Origin of the sequence: Thioclava sediminum, from assembly GCF_002020355.1 — a bacterium.
Classification (GTDB): domain Bacteria; phylum Pseudomonadota; class Alphaproteobacteria; order Rhodobacterales; family Rhodobacteraceae; genus Thioclava; species Thioclava sediminum.
The window spans coordinates 336,741-357,442 of record NZ_MPZV01000005.1 but is presented as its reverse complement, the minus strand read 5'-3'; the positions used below and the strand labels follow the sequence as shown (position 1 = coordinate 357,442).

General features: G+C 66.6%; 20 protein-coding genes, 1 tRNA gene and 1 riboswitch. Of the genes, 12 read left to right on the top strand and 9 right to left on the bottom strand.

Annotated features, from left to right (window positions below):
* Positions 1–2: 2 nt before the first annotated feature.
* The 3 genes from BMI91_RS19375 to BMI91_RS19365 form a co-directional block, all read right to left on the bottom strand.
* Positions 3–77: transfer RNA gene (locus BMI91_RS19375), tRNA-Glu, on the bottom strand.
* 171 nt (positions 78–248) lie between these two features.
* Positions 249–1,991, bottom strand: coding sequence for a single-stranded-DNA-specific exonuclease RecJ (recJ, locus tag BMI91_RS19370; protein WP_078606295.1), 1,743 nt, complete (start codon positions 1,989–1,991; stop codon positions 249–251).
* Between the two features lie 78 nt (positions 1,992–2,069).
* The gene (locus tag BMI91_RS19365; protein ID WP_078542779.1) at positions 2,070–2,771 is read right to left on the bottom strand and encodes a DUF599 domain-containing protein; all 702 of its coding nucleotides are present in this window, start codon (positions 2,769–2,771) and stop codon (positions 2,070–2,072) included.
* Positions 2,772–2,852: 81 nt separating this feature from the next.
* On the opposite strand from BMI91_RS19365, the gene BMI91_RS19360 reads away from it, so the two are divergent.
* The 6 genes from BMI91_RS19360 to BMI91_RS19335 all read left to right on the top strand — a co-directional run bounded on the left by BMI91_RS19360 (position 2,853) and on the right by BMI91_RS19335 (position 9,100).
* Positions 2,853–4,286 carry an FAD-linked oxidase C-terminal domain-containing protein gene (locus tag BMI91_RS19360; RefSeq protein WP_078606294.1) on the top strand — a complete coding sequence of 478 codons (1,434 nt, stop codon included), beginning with the start codon at positions 2,853–2,855 and terminating at the stop codon, positions 4,284–4,286.
* Between the two features lie 86 nt (positions 4,287–4,372).
* Entirely contained in the window at positions 4,373–5,452 is a 1,080-nt protein-coding gene (locus tag BMI91_RS19355; protein WP_078606293.1) for an FAD-binding protein, read from the top strand.
* Positions 5,452–6,729, top strand: coding sequence for a glycolate oxidase subunit GlcF (gene glcF, locus BMI91_RS19350; RefSeq protein WP_078606292.1), 1,278 nt, complete (start codon positions 5,452–5,454; stop codon positions 6,727–6,729). The genes BMI91_RS19355 and glcF overlap by 1 nt, the downstream gene beginning before the upstream one ends.
* A 69-nt stretch (positions 6,730–6,798) precedes the next feature.
* On the top strand, positions 6,799–7,596 hold the full coding sequence (locus BMI91_RS19345; RefSeq protein WP_078606291.1) for a trypsin-like serine peptidase: 798 nt from the start codon (positions 6,799–6,801) through the stop codon (positions 7,594–7,596).
* A 5-nt stretch (positions 7,597–7,601) separates the two neighbouring features.
* Positions 7,602–8,483 carry a trypsin-like serine peptidase gene (locus BMI91_RS19340; RefSeq protein WP_078606290.1) on the top strand — a complete coding sequence of 294 codons (882 nt, stop codon included), beginning with the start codon at positions 7,602–7,604 and terminating at the stop codon, positions 8,481–8,483.
* Between the two features lie 152 nt (positions 8,484–8,635).
* Positions 8,636–9,100 (top strand): Hsp20 family protein, encoded by a 465-nt coding sequence (locus BMI91_RS19335; protein WP_078547861.1) that lies wholly within the window; start codon positions 8,636–8,638, stop codon positions 9,098–9,100.
* 67 nt (positions 9,101–9,167) lie between these two features.
* Here the strand turns inward: BMI91_RS19335 and BMI91_RS19330 are convergent, their stop codons facing one another.
* Positions 9,168–9,611: a hypothetical protein gene (locus BMI91_RS19330; RefSeq protein WP_078606289.1), complete on the bottom strand. Its 444-nt coding sequence runs from the start codon at positions 9,609–9,611 to the stop codon at positions 9,168–9,170.
* A gap of 108 nt (positions 9,612–9,719) precedes the next feature.
* Positions 9,720–10,061 (bottom strand): winged helix-turn-helix domain-containing protein, encoded by a 342-nt coding sequence (locus BMI91_RS19325; RefSeq protein WP_232621626.1) that lies wholly within the window; start codon positions 10,059–10,061, stop codon positions 9,720–9,722.
* A gap of 153 nt (positions 10,062–10,214) precedes the next feature.
* On the opposite strand from BMI91_RS19325, the gene BMI91_RS19320 reads away from it, so the two are divergent.
* From BMI91_RS19320 to BMI91_RS19310, 3 genes are all read left to right on the top strand, one after another.
* Positions 10,215–11,405, top strand: coding sequence for an MFS transporter (locus tag BMI91_RS19320; RefSeq protein ID WP_078601686.1), 1,191 nt, complete (start codon positions 10,215–10,217; stop codon positions 11,403–11,405).
* 9 nt (positions 11,406–11,414) lie between these two features.
* Positions 11,415–12,029, top strand: a complete 615-nt coding sequence (locus BMI91_RS19315; RefSeq protein ID WP_078606288.1) for a glycosyltransferase family 29 protein — start codon at positions 11,415–11,417, stop codon at positions 12,027–12,029.
* 75 nt (positions 12,030–12,104) lie between these two features.
* Positions 12,105–13,127, top strand: coding sequence for an aspartate-semialdehyde dehydrogenase (locus tag BMI91_RS19310; protein ID WP_078547854.1), 1,023 nt, complete (start codon positions 12,105–12,107; stop codon positions 13,125–13,127).
* A gap of 237 nt (positions 13,128–13,364) precedes the next feature.
* On the opposite strand, the gene BMI91_RS19305 is transcribed toward BMI91_RS19310, so the two are convergent.
* The 3 genes from BMI91_RS19305 to BMI91_RS19295 form a co-directional block, all read right to left on the bottom strand.
* On the bottom strand, positions 13,365–14,195 hold the full coding sequence (locus BMI91_RS19305) for a C40 family peptidase (RefSeq protein ID WP_078606287.1): 831 nt from the start codon (positions 14,193–14,195) through the stop codon (positions 13,365–13,367).
* The gene (locus tag BMI91_RS19300; protein ID WP_078606317.1) at positions 14,192–15,565 is read right to left on the bottom strand and encodes a leucyl aminopeptidase family protein; all 1,374 of its coding nucleotides are present in this window, start codon (positions 15,563–15,565) and stop codon (positions 14,192–14,194) included. Before BMI91_RS19300 ends, BMI91_RS19305 begins: the two co-directional genes overlap by 4 nt.
* Before the next feature lie 150 nt (positions 15,566–15,715).
* Positions 15,716–16,060: a hypothetical protein gene (locus tag BMI91_RS19295; protein WP_078606286.1), complete on the bottom strand. Its 345-nt coding sequence runs from the start codon at positions 16,058–16,060 to the stop codon at positions 15,716–15,718.
* Positions 16,061–16,251: 191 nt separating this feature from the next.
* On the opposite strand from BMI91_RS19295, the gene BMI91_RS19290 reads away from it, so the two are divergent.
* Complete coding sequence (locus tag BMI91_RS19290) at positions 16,252–16,902, top strand: carbonic anhydrase (RefSeq protein WP_078571997.1); 651 nt, start codon at positions 16,252–16,254, stop codon at positions 16,900–16,902.
* 138 nt (positions 16,903–17,040) lie between these two features.
* Positions 17,041–17,733 carry a hypothetical protein gene (locus BMI91_RS19285; RefSeq protein ID WP_078606285.1) on the top strand — a complete coding sequence of 231 codons (693 nt, stop codon included), beginning with the start codon at positions 17,041–17,043 and terminating at the stop codon, positions 17,731–17,733.
* A gap of 46 nt (positions 17,734–17,779) precedes the next feature.
* Here BMI91_RS19285 and BMI91_RS19280 read toward each other — a convergent pair whose 3' ends face one another.
* The gene (locus BMI91_RS19280; RefSeq protein WP_158522202.1) at positions 17,780–19,384 is read right to left on the bottom strand and encodes a DUF4139 domain-containing protein; all 1,605 of its coding nucleotides are present in this window, start codon (positions 19,382–19,384) and stop codon (positions 17,780–17,782) included.
* A gap of 174 nt (positions 19,385–19,558) precedes the next feature.
* A riboswitch (TPP riboswitch) is annotated at positions 19,559–19,665 on the top strand.
* 36 nt (positions 19,666–19,701) lie between these two features.
* On the opposite strand from BMI91_RS19280, the gene thiB reads away from it, so the two are divergent.
* Positions 19,702–20,694, top strand: coding sequence for a thiamine ABC transporter substrate binding subunit (thiB, locus tag BMI91_RS19275; protein ID WP_078606283.1), 993 nt, complete (start codon positions 19,702–19,704; stop codon positions 20,692–20,694).
* The last annotated feature ends 8 nt before the right edge of the window (positions 20,695–20,702 follow it).

Genomic DNA, 20,702 nt, shown 5'->3' with positions numbered 1-20,702 from the left:
AGTGGCAGTCCGTAGGGGAATCGAACCCCTCTTTCCAGGTTGAAAACCTGGCGTCCTAACCGATAGACGAACGGACCACTCTGAACCTTCCGGGCATACCTGCCTAAGGTGGAGCGGTGTTTAGGCCAGAGAACCGTGACTCGCAAGAGGGTAATTGCGGATTTTCGGAAAGTTTTTGCCCCTCCGTTACGGCAGGCTGGAAGCCTTGGAATTACAGTCCTTTTCCGCGTGCGATGGCGGGGTGGCGGTTACGCTTCGGCGGCGTCTTCGAGGCGCAGCTGCACCTTGTTGCGCCCGCCCCATGTGTTGATCTCCAGCCGCCCGGCGAGGTGGAGGCGCTGCGCGCCCGGCTGGCTCAGCGCGGGGCCGAGCGGGCCGTCGAAGGCGCCGAAGCAGATCGCCTCGATCCGCCCGCCCATACCGTCGCCGAAATTGAAGCGCAGGTGGCTTTCCCCGATCCGGCGCGCGCCCACGACTTCCATATCGGCGAAGGCGAAACGCGGGGCAGGGGCACCCTGACCAAAGGGGCCTGCGCGGTCCAGATCCTCGATCAGCTGCGGCGTCGCGGCGCCCGGCATCAGCATCCCGTCGAGGCGCAGGTCGCGCGGTCCGATTTCGCCCGCACCCTGTTTGGCGAGAAGCTCCGACAGGCGCGCCATCGCGGGCTCCAGCTTGTCTTCCTCGACCGTAAGGCCCGCGGCCATCTTGTGCCCACCGCCTTTCAGCAGCAGCCCCTCAGCGGCAACGCGCTGGATCGCGGCCCCGATATCGACGCCCGCGACCGAGCGGGCCGAGCCTTTGCCGATCCCGTCATCCACGCCGATCACGACGGAGGGACGGTTCGTCGCCTCTTTCAACCGCGCGGCCACGATGCCCACGACGCCCGGATGCCAGCCCGCGCCCGCCGCCCAGACGAGCGGTGCGTTCAGTCCGCGTTCCTCGGCTTGGCTCAGCGCGGCTTCCCGCACGGCGTTCTCGACCTCTCGGCGCTCGGTGTTGAGCTGGTCGAGCCGGTCCGCGATGGATTGCGCCTCATGCGGGTCGGTTGTCGAGAGCAGCCGCGCGCCCAGATCGGCGGCGCCGATCCGTCCGCCCGCATTGATCCGCGGGCCAAGCACGAAGCCCAGATGATAGGCGGCGGGCGCGCGGTCGAGCCGCGCCACATCCGACAGCGCCACGAGGCCGGGCCGCTCGCGCCGCGCCATGATCTTGAGGCCCTGACGCACCAGTGCCCGGTTGCAGCCCGTGAGCGGCGCGACATCGGCCACCGTCGCCAGTGCCACGAGATCGAGAAGCGTCATCAGCGGCGGCCCCTGCACGCCTTCGTCGCGCAATTGGCGGTTCGCCTCCACCAGCATCAGGAAGACGACCGAGGCGGCGCAGAGATGACCCAGCTCGCCGGTCTCGTCCTGCCGGTTCGGGTTCACCACGGCCAGCGCAGGGGGCAAGGTCTCTCCGCCCAGGTGGTGGTCGAGAATGACGACATCGGCGGGTTTCGCGGCGGCCACGGGCTCATGGCTCAGCGTGCCGCAATCGACGCAGACGATCAGCGGATGCTCGGCTCCGAGGCTTTCCATTGCGGGCACGTTCGGCCCGTAGCCCTCGTCGATCCGGTCGGGGATATAAAGCGTCGCCTCGCGCCCCATCGCGCGCAGCCAATTGATCAGCAGCGCCGCCGAGGAGCCGCCATCGACGTCGTAATCGGCAAAGACCGCGATCTTCTCACCGGACTTCACCGCTTTCAGGAACCGCGCCGCTGCCTGCTCCATGTCGCGCAAGGACCGCGGGTCGGGGAGCAGCTCGCGCAAGGTGGGTTCCAGGAAGCCCTCGCTCTCCTCCGGCGTGACGCCACGCGCGACGAGGATACGGGCGAGCGGCAGGGGCAGGCGCGTCTGTTGCGCCATCGCCTCGGCCAGCCGGTCGGCCTCGGGTGTGGGGCCGATCCAACGGCGGCCTGTCAGGGATTGCTCGACGGAAAGGAAACTGCTCATGCCTTCGGGTGTAGCCAAATCATGCGAGCCCTGCCAGCCACTATGAAGCGGAGCTTGCTCGGGTTGTCGCTCGGGCCTTCACTCAGGGATGTCTTGCAGCAGAGCTTGGCGCGAGTCCGAGGCGAATTCGCGCCGCCAGAGCATCCCCGTCGTGAACAGCGTCGCCGCAATGAGCGCATAGGGCCCCAGCAGCCACGCCAGCGTCGCCAAAGCGAAATAGACCGAGCGCAGCCCGCGATTGAAGCTTTTCGCGGCGTTGATGTTTACCTGCGCTGCCTGTTCCGCGCGTGGATAGGCCAGCGGGTCCTCTGGCTCGTTGGGCACCGCCGCCATCGCGATCGCGGCATAGGAAAACAGCCGATGCGACCAGACGAATTTCAGGAATGCGTTCGCGCCGAATAGAACGGCGGTGAGGATGCGGGCCTCCCACAGCAGATCGGGGCCGCGCGCGATGTCGAAATCATCTGCGAGATTCGCGAGCGGCTGCGGATTCGCGATCAGCGCCAGTCCGGCACCGATGGCGATCAGCGAAGACGATGCGAAGAAGGTCGTCGACTGCCGCAGCCCGTCCACCATCGCCGAATCGAAGATCCGCGGCTGGCGCGTCACAAGCTGGCGCATCCATTCGCGACGGTAACTCTCCATCAGCTTGCCCATCGAGGGGCGGGCGGCACTCGGATGTTCGGTCGTCCAGCCGATCACCATCCAGCAGGCGACCAGAAGGGCGAGCGCCGCGAGGTCGAGCGGCCCCAGCGGGCCGATATGAAACGTCGTCATCATATCGACAGTTAGCGCGATGCGGCTTCTCTTGTCACCGGGGCTTATTGGTTATATTTTCTGACCAACCGGGAGGAGTTTGCCATGGAAATGCCCAAGCCGAAGGAGGATCTGCTGGCGCGCAAGCCGCAGATCATCGCCCGCCTGCGCGAGGTTCTGCCTGCGGATGCGGTGATCGACGACCCCAGCGAGACGCGCGCTTATGAGTGCGATGCGCTTTCGGCCTATCGCTGCCAGCCACTGGGCGTGGTGCTGCCGCGCTCGACGGGGGAGGTCGCGGCGGCGCTGAAGGCCTGCCACGAGCTGGGCGTGCCGGTGGTGCCGCGCGGCGCGGGCACCTCGCTTGCGGGCGGGTCGATGCCGCAGGCGGATTCGGTGGTGCTGGGCCTCGCGCGGATGAATGCCGTGCTCGAGACCGATTACACCAACCGCTTCATCCGGGTCGAGGCGGGGCGCACGAACCTCTCGGTGACCGGGGCGGTGGAAAGCGACGGCTGGTTCTACGCCCCTGATCCCTCGTCGCAGCTCGCCTGCGCGATCTCGGGCAATATCGCGATGAATTCCGGCGGCGCACATTGCCTGAAATACGGGGTGACCACGAATAACCTCCTTGGCGTGACGCTGGTCACGATGGAGGGCGAGGTGGTCGAGGTCGGCGGGCCTTACCTGGACGCGGGCGGGCTCGATCTTCTTGGGCTGATCTGCGGCTCGGAGGGGCAGCTGGGCGTCGTGACCGAGGCCACGCTGAAAATCCTGCCCAAGCCCGAAGGTGCGCGGCCCGTGCTGATCGGCTTCAACTCGAACGAGGTCGCGGGCGCCTGCGTGGCGGATATCATCAAGGCGGGCATCCTGCCGGTCGCGATCGAGTTCATGGACCGTCCTTGCATCGTCGCGACCGAGGCCTTTTGCCATGCGGGCTATCCCGATTGCGAGGCGCTGCTGATCGTCGAATGCGAAGGCAGCCCGGCCGAGATCGACGAGCAGATCGGCATGATCCGCCAGATCGCGACCCGTCACGAGCCAGTCGAGTTCCGCGAGGCGCAATCGGCCGACGAGGCCGCGCGGATCTGGCTGGGCCGGAAATCCGCCTTCGGCGCGATGGGGCAGATCAACGACTACATGTGCCTCGACGGGACGATCCCGGTCTCGGAGCTGCCCTTCGTGCTGCGCCGGATCGGCGAGCTGTCGAAGGATTACGGGCTGGACGTCGCGAATGTCTTCCATGCGGGCGACGGCAATATGCACCCGCTGATCCTGTATAATGCCAACGAGCCGGGTCAGCAGGAGCAATGCGAAAAGCTGGGCGCGGAAATCCTGAAGCTCTGCGTCGAGGCGGGCGGCTGCCTGACCGGCGAGCATGGCGTGGGCATCGAGAAGCGCGACCTGATGGATGTGCAGTTCGAGCCCGCCGATCTTGAAGCGCAGATGCGGGTGAAGGACGTGTTCGATCCGAAATGGCTTTTGAACCCGGCGAAGGTGTTCCCGCTGGGTGCGAGCGCGAGCCGCCGTGCGAGCTGACACGCGAGCTGAGGGCCGGGAGGGGCGCTGCCCCGCTCGCTGACGCGAGCCCCCGGGATATTTTTGCCAAGAGGAAGGCAGATTTCATGAGAGTTGAGAGCGAGGCGCAGCTGGCCGAGGCCGTCCGGGATGCGGGTGGTGCGCTGGCCGTGCGCGGAGGCGGCACGCGGCCTGTGGGCCGGTGTCTGGGAGAGCCGCTGGAAGTCGGGATTTCGGGCATCACGCTTTACGAGCCGGGCGCACTGACGCTGGTCGTGGGTGCGGGGACGCCTCTGGCCGAGGTGGAGGCGGCAATTGCCGCCGAAGGCCAGCGCCTGCCTTTCGAGCCTGCGAATTGGGGGCCGGTTCTGGGCGCCCCGGGCACGAGCACCGTGGGCGGTGTGGTGGCCGCCAATGTCTCGGGCCCGCGCCGGGTGCAGGCCGGGGCCTGTCGCGACAGCCTGATCGGGACGCGGTTCGTCGATGGACGCGGGCAGATCGTGAAGAACGGTGGCCGGGTGATGAAGAACGTCACCGGCTACGATCTGGTGAAGCTGATGGCCGGAAGCTGGGGCACGCTCGGGGTGATGAGCGAGGTTGCCTTCAAGCTGCTGCCCGCCGCGCCGTCTCAGGCGACGGTGGTGATCGACCTTCCGGCCGGAGCCGCGCAGGTGGCTCTGGCGGCGGGTTTGGGCTCGCCCTACGACGTGTCCGGTGCGGGCTGGCTGCCCGGTCACGGTGCGGTGGTGCGGGTCGAGGGGCTGGCCGAATCCGTCGCCTACCGGGCGGAGCAGTTGCGCAAACTGATGGAGCCTTTCGGCCCGGTGCGGGTCGAGGAAGAGGGCTCGGCCGCGATCTGGCAAAGCCTGCGCGATCTGGAGCCGTTTATCGGCAAGGACGGCGATCTGTGGCGGCTTTCGGTGAAGCCGTCGGAGGCCTCTGAGATCGTCGCGCGTCTGGGTGGCGAGGTGCTGCTCGACTGGGGTGGCGGGCTGATCTGGGCGCTTCTGCCCGAAGGCAGCGACGCCCGTGCGTTGGCCTCGCCCTATACCGGCCACGCGACCTGCATGCGCGGCGCGGCGGGCGTGACCTTCGAGCCCGAACCCGCGCCGATCGCCACGCTGACCACCGCGCTGCGTGCGCAATTCGACCCCAAAGGTATTCTGAACCCCGGAAGGATGGGCTGATGCAGACGAATTTTTCGCCCGAACAGCTGAAAGATCCCGGCGTCGCGCGCTCCAACGAGATCCTGCGCGCCTGCGTCCATTGCGGGTTCTGCACCGCGACCTGCCCCTCATATCAGGTGCTGGGCGACGAGTTGGACAGCCCGCGCGGGCGCATCTACCTGATCAAGGACATGCTGGAGAACGACCGGCCCGCGGATGAGAAGACGGTCAAGCATCTCGACCGTTGTCTGAGCTGTCTGGCCTGCATGACGACCTGCCCCTCGGGCGTGCATTACATGCATCTGATCGACCATGCCCGCGCCCATGTCGAGAAGACCTACAAGCGCCCGATGATGGACCGGCTGCTGCGCTGGACGCTGGCGAAGATCGTGCCCTATCCGGGTCGCTTCCGTCTGGCGATGGGCGGGGCGAAACTGGCGAAACCCTTCGCCGGGCTGCTGCCGGACAAGCGGCTGCGCGCGATGGTGGGCATGGCGCCTAAGACCATCCCGCCGGTCAGCCGCAACGATGACGCGCAGGTTTTCGCCCCGATGGGCGAGAAGAAATACCGCGTGGCGCTGCAGATCGGCTGCGCGCAGCGGGCGCTCAACACCGATATCAACGACGCGACGATCCGGCTTCTGCGGCGGCTGGGCTGCGAGGTGGTGATCCCGAAGAATCTCGGCTGTTGCGGGGCGCTGTCGCATCACATGGGCCGCGAGGACGAGAGCCATTCGCAGGCGGCGCGCAACATCCGCGCCTATCTGAGCGAAGGCGATCTGGATGCGGTGATCATCAACACCTCGGGCTGCGGCACCACGGTGAAGGATTACGGGCATATCTTCCGCAACGATCCGATGGCCGAGGAGGCCGCGAAGGTCGCGGGTCTGGCCTGCGACGTGTCGGAATTCCTCGCGAAGATCGGCCTGCCTGAGGGGCAGGGCGGGATGCGTGTGGCCTATCACGCGGCCTGTTCGCTCCAGCACGGCCAGCAGATCAAATCCGCGCCGAAGGACCTGTTGAAACAGGCAGGCTTCGAAGTGGTCGAGCCTGCCGACAGCCATCTGTGCTGCGGCTCGGCGGGCACCTACAACCTGCTGCAGCCGGAGATTTCCGACGAGCTGAAGAAGCGCAAGGTGGCGACGCTCGAGGCGAAGCAGCCCGAGGTGATCGCGGCGGGCAATATCGGCTGCATGGTGCAGATCGGCGGCGGCACCGAGGTGCCCGTTGTCCACACTGTCGAACTTTTGGACTGGGCCACGGGCGGGCCGAAGCCACCGGCGCTTGCACAGACCTGATCGACGCCACAATCTGGCCGCATCGGGGCGCTACGAAAGGCAAAACGCCCCGCAAATATCGGAGCCCCGATGCGCCTTCTTGCTTTCGCTCTTGCCTGTCTGACCGCGCTGCCTGTGCTGGCGCGGGCCGAGACGATCACCCATGCGACGCCCTTGCGGGCGCTGGAAACCGGCGACGATACGCGCGGCTGGCAGGCAGTGGGGCGGCTCGATCTGGGCCATGGCAGCTTTTGCACCGGCACGCTGATCGCGCCCGACCTGGTTCTGACGGCGGGGCATTGCCTCTATGACAAGCGCAGCGGCGCGTTGATCGATGCACGCGAGATCGAGTTTCGTGCGGGCTGGCGCAACGGTCGCGCCGAGGCCTATCGCAAGGTGTCGCGCGCGGTGCTGCATCCCTCCTATCACTACGGTGGGCCGGTCGGCGTGAAGCGTTCGGAATTCGATCTTGCGCTGATCAAGCTCGCCCAGCCGATCCGCCTGCCGCAGCTTCAGCCCTTTGAGGTGTCGCGCAGCGCGCCCTATCGCGGCGAGGAGGTGGGCGTTCTGTCCTATGCACAGGGACGCTCGGAGGCGCCGTCGCTGCAACGCGATTGCTCGGTGCTGGAACGTGCAGGCGCGACGGTGGTGATGAGCTGCTCGGCCGATTTCGGGGCCTCGGGCTCGCCGGTCTTCAGCTTTGCCAATGGTCGCCCCGAGATCGTCTCGGTGGTCTCCGCCAAGGCCCAGATGGGCGCGCGCCCGGTCTCGATCGGGGCGCTGGCCAATGGGGTCGCCGATCTGCGGCAGGCTATCGAGAGCCGTGACAACGTCGCCACCACCCGCGAAATTCGCGCGGGCGGGGCAAAATTCATCAAGGCGAAGTAAGCGCGATGGGTGTTAAGCGGATCATCGTGGGGGTCGTGGCTCTGGCTTTGCTGGGCGGCATGGGCGAGGCGCAGGAGGCGCGCAATTCCGCGCTCGACCGGCTGTCGCAGCGTGCTGATCTCTTTGGCTGGGAGGCGGTGGGCAAAGTCACCATCGGCGCTGACGGCTACTGCACCGGCGTTCTGATCGCACCCGATCTGGTGCTGACGGCGGGCCATTGCATCTTTGACCGGCGGGCGCAGGCACCGCGCGATCCCGCGACGCTTGGTTTTGCCGCAGCCCAAACCGATGGGGCGGAGATCGCCGCGCGCCCGGTTGCCGCGATGGTCGCCGATCCGGATTATAGCCCGTTCGTGCCGCTCTCGATCGACACCGTGCGCCACGACGTCGCTCTTCTGCAGCTCTCGGCGCCGATCCCGACTTCGATCGCAGCGCCTTTTCGCGTCGGCGACGTGCCCGCCGCTGGGGCCGAAGTGTCGGTGGTGTCTTACGCGCAGGGCCGGGCCGATGCGCTGTCCTGGCAAAAGGCGTGCCGCGTGTTCGGTCGCGCGAAAGGGTTGATCGGGTTTGATTGCGATGTCGACCATGGCTCTTCGGGCGCGCCGGTTTTCGACCGCTCGGGGCTGGCGGCAGGCGGGCGGGCGCAGATCGTGTCGCTGGTCTCCTCGGGCTCGCGCAAGAATGGCGTCTCGCGCGCCTATGGGATGGAATTGCCCGCGATCGTCGCGCAGCTGAAATCCGCACTGCGCAGCGGGCGGGGCGTGATCCGCGCCGTATCCCCCAGCGCCTCCGCCGCGCCGCAGATCCGCCGCACGGAGCCCGCGCAGGGCCAGCCGCGCATCCTGTCTGGCGGGGGCGCAACCGGGGCGAAATTCCTGCGCCCCTAAGGGCTTGGCCCGAAGCGGCGCCCCTCTTGAAACGTCGGGAGAGATTTCCCAAATTTATGAATGCCGGAATGCCTGATGAGGGTTCTGGCGCCCAACTGCCCGGCCCCGCACGGGGCGGGTTTCATAACCATCGCTCAAGAGAGGATGATGATATGCGAAACTTTGATCTTTCGCCCCTTTACCGCGCCACCGTGGGCTTCGACCGCGTGGCTGATATGATGGACCGTGCGCTGACCAGCGATCTCGCCCAGCCGACCTATCCACCCTACAATATCGAGAAGACCGACGAGAATGCCTATCGCATCTCGATCGCCGTTGCGGGCTTCGGGTCGGACGAGCTGACTGTCGAGCTAAAAGACGGCGCGCTGATCGTGACCGGTCGCAAGGCCGAGGACGATTCCGGCCGCACCTACCTGCATCGTGGCATCGCGACCCGTGCTTTCGAGCGCCGCTTCGCGCTGGCCGATCATGTGAAGGTCACCGGGGCCACCCATGAAGACGGGATGCTCCATCTCGATCTCGTCCGCGAAGTGCCCGAGGCGCTGAAGCCGCGCCGGATCGAGATTGCAGGCCCGACCAAGTCGGAGGCCAAGCAGGTCGAGACGGTCGACGCCTGAGGCATCTATTATCGGTGAAAATGACGGGCGCGGGGGGTAACTCCCGCGCTTTTTGCTATGCGAGAGCTTACGGCGGGGTGAGATCGGTGCCGCCGCGCTGGAACACCATCACATGATCGCCGCTGCCGGTGAAGGTGACCGCCGTGCCATCGACCTGCGCCTGCTTCATGTCGAAGAAGAGCTGCGCGAGGCCCGCATCGGCCTTGAACTCCGGCGTCTCCTGCTCGCAGGCGAACGTGGGCGAGGCCGATGTCGGCCGGATGCCAAGCGCGGGGTAGGGGGTAAACATCACTCCGGTCACGCAGAGGCAATGCCCGCAGACGGCAAAGCGCGAATTATCTCCGATATAGAAGCGGATCGCCCGCGCGGGCGCCTTGCCGTTCACCGTGGCGAGGTCATAGGCGCGCAGGGTCTCCACCTTCGAGGCGAGCGTCTGGGCGTCCGAGGTGCCGCTCGGCATACAGGCCGCGAGCGCGACTGCGAGCCCGAGAGTCGCAACGCGCGCGGCCATCTTTCTTGGAAGATCGAACATGCTCTTGGTCCGTTACTGGCGACTGCCAGCAAGATGCGCGAACCTTAGCTCGATGCGCATTGATCCGGCGCAAGGACCTTGGGGACCTCAGTCAGCGACCATCGCGCCGATCAGGGCGATCTCTTCGCTACCCGCCTCGCGGGCTTTCTCCTCCAGCCGCCGATAGGCGGCGAGGACCGCTTCGCCCTCGGGCGTCAGCGACGCACCGCCGCCCTTCGCGCCGCCGCGCGCGCGATCCACCAGCGGCGACTTGAAACCCGCATTCATTTCTTCGACCAGCGACCACGCACGTTTGTAGCTCATTTTCATCGCGCGCCCCGCCGCGGAGATCGAGCCGTGTTCGGCGATTTCCTCCAACAGCCGGACCTTGCCGGGGCCCAGCATCGCCTTGTCGAAATAGAGGCGCATCATCAGGCGGGTCAGTTCCATTCGGGCATCCCTCGCACTCGTCAAGTCCTGCGCCCCTTATCCTGATCCTGTGCCGGGGCCAAGACAAGGGGGGCGGGCGCGCGAATGCACAGGGGCATGTGCTCTTGCCATTGCCCGCGCCTTGGGCGAGCGTGCGCGCGAAGGAGCCCCCGCATGTATATCTCGATCGCCTCGCTTGTGGGCGCCTATCTTCTGAGCCAGTTCTACCGCACTTGCCTCGCCGTTCTGACGCCCGTTCTGGGCAAGGAAATCGGTGTGACGCCAGGCGATCTCGCCGTGTCTCTGGGGCTTTGGTACGGGGCGTTCGCGCTGATCCAGATCCCGATCGGCGAAGCGCTGGACCGGATCGGGCCGCGCCGCACCGTGGGCGTGCTGATGGCGCTTGGCGGCGGCGGGGGCGCGGCCGTCTTCGCGATGGCGCAGGGGCCGATGGGCATCCACATCGCGATGATCCTGATCGGGGCGGGCTGCGCGCCGGTGCTGGTGGGCAGCTATTTCATCTTCGCGCGCAGTTTCAAGCCGGCGCTGTTCGGCACGCTCGCGGCCTCGATGATCGGCGCGGGGAGCCTTGGCAATCTCGCGGGCGCGGCCCCGCTTGCGGCCTCTATCGAGGCTTTCGGCTGGCGTCCGACGCTTTGGGCGCTCTCGGCGCTGACGCTGCTGGTGGCGGCGCTGATCCTGTGGCTCGCGCGCGATCCCGAGCGGGTGGAGCAGCCTGCAGGCCGTCGCGGCACCGCGCTCGATGTGCTGCGCCTGCCGGGCTTCTGGGTGCTGCTGCCCCTGACGGTCGCGAATTACACCGCAGCTGCCGGGATCCGCGGCGTCTGGGCAGGCTCCTATCTGGCCGATGTCTTCGGAGCCGATGCGCAACTGATCGGCAAGGTGACCCTGGTGATGGGCCTCGCGATGATCGCGGGCAATTTCGCCTATGGTCCGGCGGACAAGATTTTCGGCAGCCACAAGCGGGTCGCGCTTTACGGCAACGCGGTGCTGGCCGTGGCCTTGGCGGTGCTCTTCGTGCTGCCGGGACAGTCGCTGTGGTTGGCGACTGTGCTTCTGGCGGCGATCGGCTTCTTCGGCGCGTCCTTCCCGGTGATCATGGCGCATGGCCGCACCTTCTACCCGCCGCATCTGACGGGGCGCGGCGTGACGCTGCACAACATGTTCTCGATCATGGGCGTGGCCGCGATGCAATTCGCCTCTCGGCCGGTTTTCGATGCGGTCTCGGTGGGACATACGCCCGCTGTGGCCTATGGGCTGCTGTTCGCGTTCTTCCTTGCGCCGCTGATGATCGGGCTGGTTTTCTACGTTTTCGCCCGCGACAGCGGCGATGGCATGAGCTAAACCCATCACATGACCCGGCTTGGATTTCTGATCAATCGCACGCTGCGGCGCGAGGCCCCGCTGGCCGCGCTCTCCGTCTCGCAAAATGCGCTGCTGGGCGATCTGGCAGGCAAATCCGTCGCGCTTGTCGGCAATGCGCGTGCGCTGGCCGAGGGGCAGGCGGGGGCAGAGATCGACGCGCATGACGTGGTGATCCGGATCAACCGCGCGCCGATGCCCTCGGCCAAAAGCCACGGCACGCGCACCGACTGGCTGGCGCTTGCGACCTCGCTACCCGAGGCCGAGCGCGCCCGCCTCGCCCCTTCGCGCATCCTGTGGATGAGCCATAAGCGCAAGCGGCTCGATTGGCAGACCGCCACCAGCCCCGGTTTCTACCTGCATCCGCTGGACGACTACGAAGGGCTGAAGCTCAAGCTCGGCGCGCAACCCACGACCGGCGCGATGCTGATCGAGATGCTCCTGCGCTCGGATCTGGCGCGGCTCGACCTCTATGGCTTTGATTTCTTCGCCTCGCTTTCGCTGTCGGGGCGGCGTTCGGCCGACAAGGTGCCGCATGATTTCGCCGCCGAAGCGGAGATGGTTGGCGGGTTTCTTGCTTCCGATCCGCGCATCATTCGGAACTGACTGCGCGTCGAGCCTCTTTCATTTCCTGACGTAAAGCGGTAGGAAGCCGCGTTCTATTCGAGCAAGGAGGTCCTCATGGGCTATAAAGTCGTCGTTGCGGGCGCCACGGGGAACGTGGGCCGCGAAATGCTGAACATCCTGGCCGAGCGCCAGTTCCCGGTCGATGAACTGGTGCCGCTCGCGTCGCGCCGGAGCCTCGGCACAGAGGTCAGCTTTGGCGATCAGACCCTGAAGACTAAAGATATCGAGGGTTTCGATTTCACCGGCTACGACATCGCGCTGTTCGCGATCGGCTCGGACGCCACGAAGAAATACGCGCCCATTGCCGCCAAGCAGGGCTGCGTGGTGATCGATAACTCGTCGCTTTACCGCTACGACCCGGACGTGCCGCTGGTCGTGCCGGAGGTGAACCCGGAAGCCGTCGACGGTTACGCGAAGAAAAACATCATCGCGAACCCGAACTGCTCGACCGCGCAGATGGTCGTGGCGCTCAAGCCGCTGCATGACCGCGCCAAGATCAAGCGCGTCGTGGTCTCGACCTACCAGTCGGTGTCGGGCTCGGGCAAAGAGGCGATCGACGAGCTTTGGAACCAGACCAAGGGCATGTATGTCCCCGGTCAGGAAGTGGAGCCGAAGGTCTATCCGAAGCAGATCGCTTTCAACGTGATCCCGCATATCGACGTGTTCCTCGATGACGGGTCCACCAAGGAAGAGTGGAAGATGGTCGCCGAGACGAAGAAGATCGTCGACCCGGCGATCAAACTGACCGCGACTTGCGTGCGCGTGCCGGTCTTCGTGGGCCACTCGGAAGCGATCAACATCGAGTTCGAGGAGTTCCTCGACGAGGACGAAGCGCGCGACATCCTGCGCGAGGCGCCCGGCATCATGGTCGTCGACAAGCGCGAAGATGGCGGCTACGTCACTCCGGTCGAATGCGTCGGCGATTTCGCCACCTTCATCTCGCGCATCCGTCAGGACTCGACCATCGAGAACGGCCTGAACATCTGGTGCGTGTCGGACAACCTGCGCAAGGGCGCGGCCCTGAACGCGGTGCAGATCGCCGAGACGCTGGGCAAGCGCGTGCTCAAGAAGGGCTGAGCGTTCGGCCTTTTTGGAATTGGGAGGCGCCCGGTCGGAGGATCGGGCGTTTTTCTTTTGGCGGTGTTTTCTGAGACGAGGGTTTGCCCGGGCGTCCAGCCCGGGCCGCGCCCGACCCTCCCCCCGGGAGGGCGCATTGGCGATGTCATCGCGCGCATCACCGTCACTCGGGCTTGCGAGATAAAGCGCCTGGCCACAGGCGGATCGAAGCGCCCACCCAAGGCTCGGGCGCGTCCCTTACCGCGTGACCCGCTTCACCCCCAGATACGGCCCTTCGCCCGCCGCCGCGATCCGCGCCTTGGCGGCCTCGATGCCCTCATGGGCCACGCTCATCGTATGACCGTTGGCATGGATCATCGTCTCGCGATCGCAGGCGAGCGCCACATGGCCTTTCCAGAACAGCAGATCGCCACGCTGGAGGGGGGCGCTCTCCGGCACGACATCTCCCATCTCGGCCCATTGCAGGTCGCTGTCGCCCGGCACGGACTGCCCGCACAGCGCGAAACCGATCTGCACCAGACCCGAGCAGTCGATCCCCGCACGGCTGTTGCCGCCCCACAGATAGGGCGTGCCCAGCAGCCGCTCGGCCACCGCGACCGGATCGTCCTCGGGCTGATCGAGCGCGCGCAGATGCTGGCGCGGCACGAATCCCTCGGCGGTTACGGCGAACATGCCGTCGTCGCCCGTCAGTGCCAGACGCGCGCCCATCGAGAGCTGCATGACTTCGCCGCGCTTGATCGCCGCCTCGCGATAGACATGCGTGGCGGGGGCGGTGACGACATGGGTAGCGGGTTCGGGCGTGCCGAAGGTATCGGCGGCGATCCAGCCACAATAGCCATCCCATGCGGCCTGAACGAAGGCGAAGCCGTCGCGCTGGTCGATCACGGTTACCTCGGCGCCAAAAACAAGCTGCCGGTCGCGCAAGCTTCCGGGCTCGGGGCAGAGATCGGTCACGGGCACGACGATCCGCGCGGGCATGCCGTGGGTGAAGCCTTCCGCCTCGATCTGACCGCGCAGGGTCTCCAGCGCGATCTCGCCTGAATAGGGCAGGCGGCGAGGGTCGGTCATTTCAGCACCTCGGGCAGGGCCGCGAGGATCGCCCGCGCGCCTTGCCCGACCCCGCCTTTCGGGCGGGCGGGGGCCGCGGCGGGTTGCCAGCCGTAGATATCGAAATGGGCGAAACGCTTTGTCTCGGTCACGAAGCGGCGCAGGAACAGCGCGGCGGTGATCGAGCCCGCCATGCCGCCCGAGGGCGCATTGTCGAGATCGGCGATGCCGGGTTCGATCTTCGCCTCGTAGGGCGCCCAGAACGGCATCCGCCAGAGCGGATCGGCCACCGCGCCCGAGGCCGTCGCAAAGGCCTGCGCGACGCCCTCGTCATCGGTGTAGAACGGATGAATGTCCGGCCCCAGAGCGACCCGCGCGGCCCCCGTCAGCGTCGCCATGCAAATCATCAGATCGGGCGGGGTCTCATCGGCATAGGCCAGCGCATCGGCCAGCACCAGCCGCCCCTCGGCATCGGTATTGTTGATCTCGACGGTCAGCCCCTTGCGGCTAGTCAGGATGTCGCCGGGGCGGAAACTGTCGCCGCCGACCGAGTTCTCCACCGCCGGGACCAGCACGCGCAGGCGCAGCTTCGCGCCCGTCGCCATGATCATATGCGCAAGCCCCAGCACGGTGGCCGAGCCGCCCATATCCTTCTTCATCAGCCCCATCGAAGCGCCGGGCTTGAGGTTCAGCCCGCCCGTGTCGAAACAGACGCCTTTGCCGACGAGCGTCAGCGCCGGTCCTTCGCTGCCCCAGCTCAACTCGATCAGCCGCGGCGTGCGCGGGGAGGCGCGGCCCACCGCGTGGATCATCGGGAAGTTCTGAGTCAGAAGGTCGTCGCCCTTGATCACATTGGCCTCTGCGCCGTGACGCTCGGCCAGAAGGCGCGCGGCGGCCTCCAGCTCGTCCGGGCCCATGTCAGAGGCGGGGGTGTTGATCAGGTCACGGGTGAAGGCCTCGCCCTCGGCCACGGCTTCGATCTGCGCCGCGTCCAAGCCGTCCGGGCAGATCAGCCGCGCTTTCGGCGGCGCGGCTTCGGCATAGCGGACGAACCGATAGCCCGCGAGCAACCAGCCGAGCGCCGTTTCCGCCTTCAACGCTTCCGACAGGTCGCCCTCGATCCGCCATGCGCCTTCGGGCAGGGCCGAGGCCGCCCGCGTGAGCGAGAACCGCTCGCGCGCCCGTGCCGCATCAGTCCCGAGGCCCAGCAGCGCCGCCTCCGCACCGTCCGGCCCGGGTAGAAGCGCGACCTGACCTGCGCTCGCCTTGAAGCCCGTCGCTTCGACGAAAGCGCGCTGTGCGGGGGGCAGATCGGCCAGAGCCTGCTCCAATCCTTCGGGCGCAACGGCGATCAGCGCGCGCGCGGGCGCGTCCGCCTCGGCGAAGCGCATCGCGGGGCGCGGGGCGAGAAAGGAAAAGTCGGCGGGCACGTTTGCGGTCTTGTCTGCGCTCATGGGGGGCGGCTCCTTGGCTCTGGTGGTTGCTTTCGTCCCAGAGCCTAGCGTTGCCGCGCCTGCCCGCAAGGGCCGATCGATCACGCCTCAGGAAGACAGGTTGCCGATATCCCAGACCTCGGTGAGCGAGCGTTCCACGATCCGGCCCAGCCGCGCCATCACCGCCGCCTGCGCCACCGCATCGCCGCCCGAGATGCAGTCCAGAAGGTCGCGCGCCGTGCTGACCATCGACACCAGCCCGACCTGTTCGGCAAGCTCCATAACTTCGGCGATCGCGCGGCGCAGCTTGCCGCATTGGCCCGTTTTCGTGGCCTCTTCCAGCGCGCTGAGATGGAAAGCGAGGTCCTCGACCGTGGCGCAGATCACCCGCTCCGCCCCGTCCTGTCCCAACTCCGCATAGAGCACCACCAGCCGCGCCGTATCCAGCGACATCTTTTCCTTGCAGTGCAAGCGAGACACCTGTGTCACCCCGACACCCCCTTTGATTTCACCATCGCCCGGGCGGTAACGTGATCGAGAGGTCTCAAGATTTCGTTGAGCGATACGGAAAATCTTCTCGAAACCCGGCGCGCAACGCGCTATTTGACGCAGCGATAAGACGCCAGACACCAGACGAGGGATCGATGAGAGAGCATGTGAAACCGCTGCCCAGCTACCTTGTGAGCCGTTATCAAGGTTGGCACGCCACCGCCTATGACGAGAACCGCGCCTGGTATCGCCGCCTCGCTTCCGAAGGGCAGCGCCCGCGTTCGATGATCATCGCCTGCTGCGACAGCCGCGTGCATGTCACCTCGATGTTCGGCGCCGATCAGGGTGAGTTCTTCATCCACCGCAACATCGCGAACCTCGTGCCGGAATTCACGCCCGATGGCGATCACCACGGCACCTCGGCTGCGGTCGAATATGCGGTGACCAGCCTGAAGGTCGCGCATCTGATCGTGCTCGGCCACTCCAATTGCGGCGGTGTCGCGGGCTGCCATGCGATGTGCTCGGGCCATGCGCCGGAGCTGGAGGAGAAAAGCTCCTTCGTCGGCACCTGGCTGAACCTGCTGCGCCCGGGCTACGAGCGCGTGAGCGAGTTGCCCGAGGATCAGCAGGTGCTGGCGCTCGAGCGTGAGGCGGTGAAAGTCAGCCTCGAGAACCTGATGACCTTCCCCTTCGTGCGCGAGGCGCTCGATGCGGACCGGATGACGCTGCACGGGCTGCGCCACGACATCGGCGAAGGGGTTCTCGAACAGTATGACGCCGACACGGATCGGTTCGAGACGTTCTGAGGCTTTGCCATTCCCGTTGGCCCCCGCGCGGGGCCGACGGCTCCGCTGCGGCGGAAATCCGACTGGTGTTCACGGGCTGTTAAGCTTGATGCGCGAGGCTGGGGAGACCCCGCCAATGCGAACGAGCTTCGACCCGCCATGTCACAATCTGCATCCCGCTCCCATTCTCAGCATCGCCTTGTCTCTCTGCGCCTGCCGCTCGATCTGATCGACCGCATCGCGGCGGAAGCGCGTGCGTTCGGTCTGCCCCCGGCAGAGCTGATCCGGCGCGTGTTGCAGGACGGTCTGGCGGAGGAGGCTGCTCCCGAAGCGCCTGCTGCGAAAGCGCCGTTGCCGGAAATGCACGCGGTGCAGGAGGCGCTGGATCAGGCGCGCGACTGGTTCGATCTGCAACATCGGTTGCGGGGGGAGGGCTTCGTGCTGCGGCTTGCAGGCGGCGGGGCCTTGGGGCTGCATGCATGGCCCACCAACCGCTTCCTGATGCTGCTCGACGAGATCGGGCCGAGCCTGACGGAGCTTGTGCTGCGCTTCGGCGCGCCGTTCCCGGGCGACGATGGCGGGCGCACCAAACTCGTAGGTGCGACGGCGGGGCAGGGCGCGTCGGCACGGGCGGCTGCTGCCGAATATGCGGCAGCGCAGGCCGCGCAGGCAGTGGGACCGCAAGCCGCGCCGGACGAGAAGGCGCCCGAGGCGACAGAGGAGACCAGCGGTGCAGAGGCGCAGCCCCCCGAGGCGGCGAAGGCCGAGCCTCCCGCACGCGGGTTCCTGCGCCTGTCGCCAGCGCTGCTCGCGAAACTGCGCGCTGCGGCCGATCCGCGAAACGCGGCCTGATCACGCGGGCCTTCGCCGCGCGCGGGGCTGTTCGCGTAGCCTCGCTTTAGCGCAGCACCTGATCCGTCGGCCAGCTGAGCGTGGTCTCGGTGCGGATCGTCTTGGTCTCGCCTGCGCCCAGATCGAAGCGCCATGCGAGCACGCCACGGCGATGGTCGTAGTCGCTCTCGCTTGCAGGCGGGGTCGCCTTGGTCGTGATCTTCAGGTCTTCCTGTTCGGAATAGGGCACCCGGTCGATCACCCGCATCGGCCAGCCTTTGTCGGTGAGGTTTTTCACCTCGATCTCGACCACCTCGCGGCGCTCATTGGATTTCGAGATGAAGCCGCTATCGCCTTCCATCGTGTCGGGCATGCGGCGCTCCACGCGGATGCCTTCGATCGGCCCGAAGCCAAGCGTCAGATCGTCACCCGCCGCGACCATCGGCAGATGCGACTGACCCACGAGCGCCCCATCCGCAAAGAGGTTCGCGGGGCCGGGCAACAGGATCTCGCCGGTGTCGTTCTTGCCCTCGGCTACGCGATAGGCCTGCGGATCGGTCAGCGGCGCGGCCTCGGCGAAGACCTCCATCGGCAGGGTCTTGGAATCGAGGCTTAGGCGCAGATCGTCCACCCCGTCGCGCAGGTCCACGGCGCTCGGGTAATGATAGGTCACCGTCTCGCCCTGCATCTGCAGATCGGCGCGGTCGCTGATCGCGGCCTCCATCATCGGGGCGGGGGCGGCGCCATCGGATGCGGCGAGGGAACGCTTCATCGGCACCGGCGCGGGCGGCGCGTCGGGATCACCGATCCGGGCAAGCCGCGGATAGACTTCGCCCGGCTCCGCCCGCCCGCCGGTACGTGCCGTCGAGAGGGTCAGATCGACGCCGCGCCAATCTTCGCCCGTTGCCTGATGGACCGAGACGAAGCGCTCCATGTCCACCGCGCTCTTGTCGCGGTCGAGCCGCAAATCATAGGAGGGCTGCCAGCCCGCGTTCTGGACGTAGGAGGTGATCGTCAGCGTGCCCGAGCCCTGCACCTTGGCGCTCAGCACGTCACGATCCTGCGCCGGGTTCAGCAGCGCATCGAGCGCCGCTTGGGCCTGCTTCACAGCTTCCTTCGCGGGATCGAGCGCGGCTTCGGCGCGGCGCGCCTCGGCTTCGGCGGCAATTGCGCGTTCCGTTGCTGAGAGGATCTGATCCTCTACCATCTGTGCCAATGCGCGAAGCTGTTCGGGTGCGGTTACCTGCGAGTCGGTGTTCTTGAGATAGGTGATCTGGTCGCGCGCGGCCTGCGCCTTCGCGCGGATCACGGCCACGGCGTCTTCCTGTTCCGCAAGCGCCTCTTGCGCCGAGGCCAACCGATCGCGCGCAGATTTCACTGCGGCGCTGTCCTGCCCGCTGATCGCAGGCGCGCGCCCGGAGATCAGACTCACCGCGCCGATCTGCACACCGTCGCCCGACACGCGCAGCGTCGAGATGTCGGTGCCTTCGGGAAAGCCCGGCACCAGCAGGTCATGGCTGCCCTCGGGGGTGTCCAGCGTGACCTGCCGCACCACCTGCGCGCCGCGTGGGAATAGCGTCACGGCGGTGATCTTGCCCGGTGCCTCGATCGTGTCGGCCAAGGCGGGCAGGGCGGTCGCGGCCAGCAGGGCCGCGGTGAGGGTAATGCGCATCGGTTCCTCCCAAATCCGTTCCAGATCGAGCCTGCGTCGCGCCGCGCGCAGTTGCAAGCCATTGAAATCCGGCACGGCTCGCCACTGGCGGGAACTCGCCATAGGGTCCGGGACGCGGGGCAGGGACGCTGTGCCTGCTTGCCCTTGCGTCCGCAGCCGCGCGCGCTTACGTTGCGCCCTACCTCGGGGTGCCAGCGCAAGGCTGGCTGAGATGCGATCCGCGCGAACCCGTTGAACCTGAACCGGTTAAGACCGGCGGAGGGAAGGTAGCCGGATCTCCCGGCCCCACTCCGCCCGGCAAGCCCAAGGAGTGAGGCATGAAAACCCACCTAATGCTTGCGGGAGCCCTGAGCCTGATCGCCACGATGGCGGCGGCCGAGGACAAGCCCGTACTCACCGTCTATGCGCCCGATTATTTCACGAGCGAATGGGGCCCCGGCCCCGCGATCGAGAAAGGGTTCGAGGCGACTTGCGATTGCGATCTGAAATTCGTGGCGGGCGATGTGCTACCGCGGATCCTGCTCGAAGGCGACAAGACGCGGGCCGATATCGCGATCGGTCTGAACACTGACGTGACCGCGAAGGCGCGCGCCACGGGCCTGTTCGCCCCGCATAACGAGGACACCTCCGATCTGACCATGCCGGTCAAATGGGACGATCCGATCTTCCTGCCCTTCGACTGGTCGGAGCTGGCCTTCGTCTATGACAAGACCAAGCTGAAGACCCCGCCCGCGAGCTTCCAGGACCTGCTGGATGCGCCCGATGACGCCTACAAGATCGTCATCGAAGACCCGCGCAGTTCGGTCGCGGGTCTGTCGCTGCTGCTCTGGGTGAAAGACATCTACGGCGACAAGGCCGAAGAGGCCTGGACGAAGATCGCGCCGAAGGTGCTGACCGTGACGCCGGGCTGGTCCGAGGCCTACGGGATGTTCACCGATGGTGAGGCGGATATGGTGCTCAGCTACGTCACCTCGCCCGCCTATCACATCATGGCCGAGGAGGATGACAGCAAGGTCGCCGCGATCTTCCCCGAGGGGCATTACTTCACCCCCGAACTGGTCGCGCAGCTCAAGACCTCGAAGCATCCCGAGCTGGCGCAGAAATTCCTCGATTATGTGCTCAGCCCCGATTTTCAGGGCATGATCGCGACGGCGAACTGGTCTTTCCCGGCGAAACTGCCGAAGGATCAACTGCCGGAGGTGTTCCAGAACCTGCCGATGCCCGACAAGACGCTTTATCTGGGTGAGACCGAGGCCGAGAAACTGCGCGGTCCGGCGCTGGACGAATGGCAACGCGCCTTCTCCAAATAAGACGCGCA